Raw genomic sequence first — 3988 nt, 5'->3', positions numbered from 1 at the left:
CTGGGCTATATGACGTTGGCTGCCAACTGCTGATGAGTATCCCCGGCATCGGACCCATCATCTCCACCGCGCTGGTGGCCGCCATCGGCAACGGATCTGCTTTTGAACGCGGACGAGACCTTGGCGCCTGGTTAGGCCTGGTCCCCCGGCAGTACAGCACAGGAGACAAGTCCATCCTGGGCAAAATATCGAAAGCCGGAAATCGCTATTTACGCATGCTGTTGGTGCAAGCGGCACACGTTTTGATGATGCGACCGAAACTTTGGCATAACTTGAGCTTCGGAGACTGGCTGGAGCGGGCATCCAAGCGAATGCATAAGAATAAACTGGCCGTTGCCTTGGCCAATAAGCTGGCAAGGATCGCCTGGAGTGTATTGTACAATTGCACGGAGTTTGACAGCCATACAACTGATATGGAGGCGATCTAACCAGAACCTCCTTAAAGTTCGCGACAGAGTATAAACATGGAACGGAAGAAAGAACGCACCCAAAGTCAGAGGGCCATAATGGTTCTAAGTAACCTGTCCGCTAATTAGACTGTAGGTACGTGCGTATTACCATCAAGGCCACGGCCCGCGTGCCGATAAACAGGTCGGATACATAGTAGCGACTTCAAGCTTCCAAGTGAAAACTCTCTTGCGAAACGCAGGCGGTCCATACATAATGGCCCTCAGCGCCAAGCGGATTGAAGTCAATCCAAATTTGGCGTCTTGCTCAAGGTAGAGCAGCTTCGTAACTAGGCGACTGTCGGTAATGGTCATCACTACGACATACTAAGAGTGATCGTTAGAAAGGCTACAATCGGCCATACTGGCATTTCTATAGTTCTTTTGAATGTTGCAACTAACTGTGGTTTTTTCTCACGCTAGATATTTCTCGTGCGAGCCAATTGGTTTTAAATAGTGGCGGAATTTGGATATTCGTGAGCGCTAGGTGAGAGCGACCTAACGCTATAGAATTTGATCTTCAGAGGTGGTTCGGGAAAACTGAACAGGCGATATAAGTGGATTTTCGGTCTGTAATTTGCCTTCATGGCTTTCCAGAATATCCAGCAAGTCGTCGCTGGCCGGAGCAACTCGTTATGCCCTCACGCGCCTGCCCAAAGCACTGCCTTATCCCGACAATGGCTCTCTGGAGCTCGACAACAACACCGCCGAGCGGGCAATGAGACCTGTGGCTCTTGGACGGAAAAATTATCTCTTCATGGGATCTGAAGGTGGCGGTAAAGCTGCGGCAATCGCCTATACCCTCATTGAAACAGCCAAGCTCAACAATGTGGCCCCCCAAGCCTGGCTTACGTGGATTCTGGCCCAGATCGCTGATCACAAGATCACCCGCATCAACGACCTCATGCCGTGGTGTTACGCTGCAATGTCAGCGTAACAGGGCCCGTTACTGGTTGGTAGGTCGCCTTCGCCAAACGCTTACCTTACACCCCAATGTTGGGATTTTAAGTTAAACGAAGATGAAGTCCTCGGCGCCAATAAGTGAGAGAACCGTATTTTGTAAAATGATCTCACTATCTCCAAAGGCGACAATGACGTCGGCATCTCTATTGGTCAAAGACAGCTCTGTAAAGGAATTCGCGCCAAATTCAGAGCCGAGTTGAATAAAGTCAACTGAGTCCTGAAAGTCAGCAATAGTGTCAGTGTCACCTATACTCGTGAAACTAAAGGTATCACGTCCCGCACCACCTTCTAAAAGATCATCTCCTTGAGCACCATCAAGGAAATCATCGCCGGAGAAGCCCTGAAGTACATTCTCCAAGGAGTTTCCAACAACAGTATCACTGCCAGCGCCACCAGAAGCATTTTCTATCTCAACACCATTGGCGATGGTATACCCTCCGCGCACGCCTTCTGCATAGGAGAGTACACCACCACCTGTGCTGCTGTAATCAAGAGTAGCGGCTACAAGCGAGATATTGACGCTGCTGAAGCCCGTATACGCGATTGTATCGATACCGCCGGTGTCCCAGATGCACGAATAAAATGTGCCCGAACCGTTAAGTTCTGGTAGGAGATATGTATTATTATCTATATTTGCGTCTTTTGCTCCGTATTTCTCCTGTAGAAGCGCCAAGTCGAACGCCATAGGGCCCACCGTCGCGCCATAAGTACTCGGCCATTCCGGATAAAGCTCTGCATGGCCAACATTATAGCTCATCATGGTATAGATACCTTGATTGAGATCGAAGTCACCGTAATCGCCGCGTGAGCTAGAAACCCCGTTCATCACACTGGAACCGCCCCCAGTATCATGAGGGTGCGCCATACCCAGTCCATGACCAACTTCATGTTGAAACACAAAGTACTCAAGTGAGCCTGGATCTAGGTTTGCTAAATTCATATTAGAGGTATTGAAAACGGCTACGCCTGGATTTGCTTCACTCGGAGGATTCATATAGGCATAAGTACTGCCGCCAAAGGCAGATGTTACAAATTTAAACTCTGCATTATTTGAGCTGCTTGCTACCGAAAAAGTGAGATTTGTCCCTTGCGATAAGTCGTTTAACGACGCCATCGCACCATCAATCTGCGCCTGCGTCCAACCATCTGAACTTTGGCCATCAAAAACTTCACCAGCTTGCGCAAAGTAGACAGAAATATTTGTTGTATCTACAGCTGAACCACCCCAATCGAGCGCATCCAGCGGTGATGGAGGCAAGGTCTCCTCCACACTGACAGTATAACTTCCGGTCTGCCCATCTGAGTAGGCAGCGGCGCTGATGTAAAATCTGCCTGACGTGGATGCTATAAAGTTTAAAGATGAATTTAAACCAGACCCGCCGTCATCGTCAAACGCAACTAGGTTTCCTGAGGCGTCGTATATTCTTAAATAAGTATCTGTAACCGGCGCAGCTCCGCTCCCATTAAGGTTGATCGTATAATTTGATCCCGCACTAAGGTCGATCGCCACCCAGTCGCGGTCCCCATTGGTTTCAAGTGTACCTGAAAAGCTATCCCCTGCGGCAATGAGGTATTGCGTCGAGGGCCCTGCGTCAGCATCTTCTCCCTCATTCATGACTAGAGTATTTGCTAAGAAATCCGTCACCTCGACCTGTGCTGAAACCCCATCGGCAGTTTGAGCGCTGAGGGCCGCTTTTTGCTCTGTGACACTTGAGTTGTAGGATATGCTTTCTGCAGTTACATGCAGTTGATTCATCATGCATAATTTACACATTTTCTACATCCCCTAATATAAAAGTAATCAGATAAGTATAAAATTAAATATGATTCTTGCAATATTTAAATATATAAATAGTATTCATTAATATATTTAAGCAATACTTATAATTGAAAAAGACATTCTTCGTAATTTTTACATGTATGAGTCATTCGGTGTAAATATATGCAGGTTTCAACATTGATTTTCTTAAGTTCTGCCAGCGACTTGGTTTCCCCCGGATTGGCCTCTTTGTTCTGGATGCTGTTTCACGCGGCTGATTTCAGGGGGATGTTTCAGAGGACATCGCGGAGTTTTTCCTCTGATAAGTCGTACTCGTGGAGCATGTTGATATGTGCCCTGTTTGTCATCGCCGCCTTATGGACAGATCGATTGAATTGAATAAGGGAGTGTTTTGGCCCATGATCATGACGACAGGAGTGAGATGTGGGGCAGAATACCAAGACTGCAAGCGTTGCTGCAGAACGCATGGTCAAGGATATCCGGCGCAAGACCCGCAAGCGCTATTCCACTGAAGACAAAATCTGCATTGTACTTGCCGGGTTACGCGGCGAGGACTGCATTGCCGAGTTGTGTAGGCAGGAAGGGCTCTCTCAAGGGCTCTATTACAGCTGGTCCAAAGAGTTTCGTGAAGCTGGCAAGAAACGGCTTGCCGGTGACACCGCCCGTCAGGCCAACACCGGTGAGGTTAAGCAGCTGCGTAAAGAAGCTCGCGACCTCAAAGAAGTGTTTGCAGAGCAGGCCCTTGAACTGCAGCTTCTTTAAAAAAGCATGACAGGCGATGGGGAGGCCGACGAATGAG

3 protein-coding genes and 1 pseudogene are annotated in these 3988 nt (G+C 48.3%); 3 read left to right on the top strand and 1 reads right to left on the bottom strand.

Translation table 11 applies throughout. The features are described from left to right. Together PsAD37_RS19075 and PsAD37_RS19070 are read left to right on the top strand one after the other, a co-directional pair. A partial coding sequence (locus PsAD37_RS19075) for an IS110 family transposase (protein ID WP_153039805.1) occupies positions 1-428 on the top strand: 428 nt, incomplete at its 5' end. A 595-nt stretch (positions 429-1023) separates the two neighbouring features. Continuing rightward, positions 1024-1383, top strand: a complete 360-nt coding sequence (locus PsAD37_RS19070; protein WP_063297489.1) for a transposase — start codon at positions 1024-1026, stop codon at positions 1381-1383. Between the two features lie 72 nt (positions 1384-1455). Here PsAD37_RS19070 and PsAD37_RS19065 read toward each other — a convergent pair whose 3' ends face one another. Further along, positions 1456-3168 (bottom strand): M10 family metallopeptidase C-terminal domain-containing protein, encoded by a 1713-nt coding sequence (locus PsAD37_RS19065; protein WP_063297488.1) that lies wholly within the window; start codon positions 3166-3168, stop codon positions 1456-1458. A 486-nt stretch (positions 3169-3654) separates the two neighbouring features. On the opposite strand from PsAD37_RS19065, the pseudogene PsAD37_RS19060 reads away from it, so the two are divergent. Beyond that, positions 3655-3988 (top strand): annotated as a pseudogene (locus tag PsAD37_RS19060) (transposase); the annotation flags it as partial.

Source organism: Pseudovibrio sp. Ad37, from assembly GCF_001623075.1.
Classification (GTDB): Bacteria; Pseudomonadota; Alphaproteobacteria; order Rhizobiales; family Stappiaceae; genus Pseudovibrio.
The sequence above is the reverse complement of the archived record's forward strand: the minus strand, read 5'-3'. Positions and strand labels throughout refer to the sequence as shown.

Excerpts from the sequence above, each read along its gene's own strand:
- PsAD37_RS19065 (WP_063297488.1), bottom strand. The coding sequence starts at position 3,168 with ATGATGAATCAACTGCATGTAACTGCAGAAAGCATATCCTACAACTCA.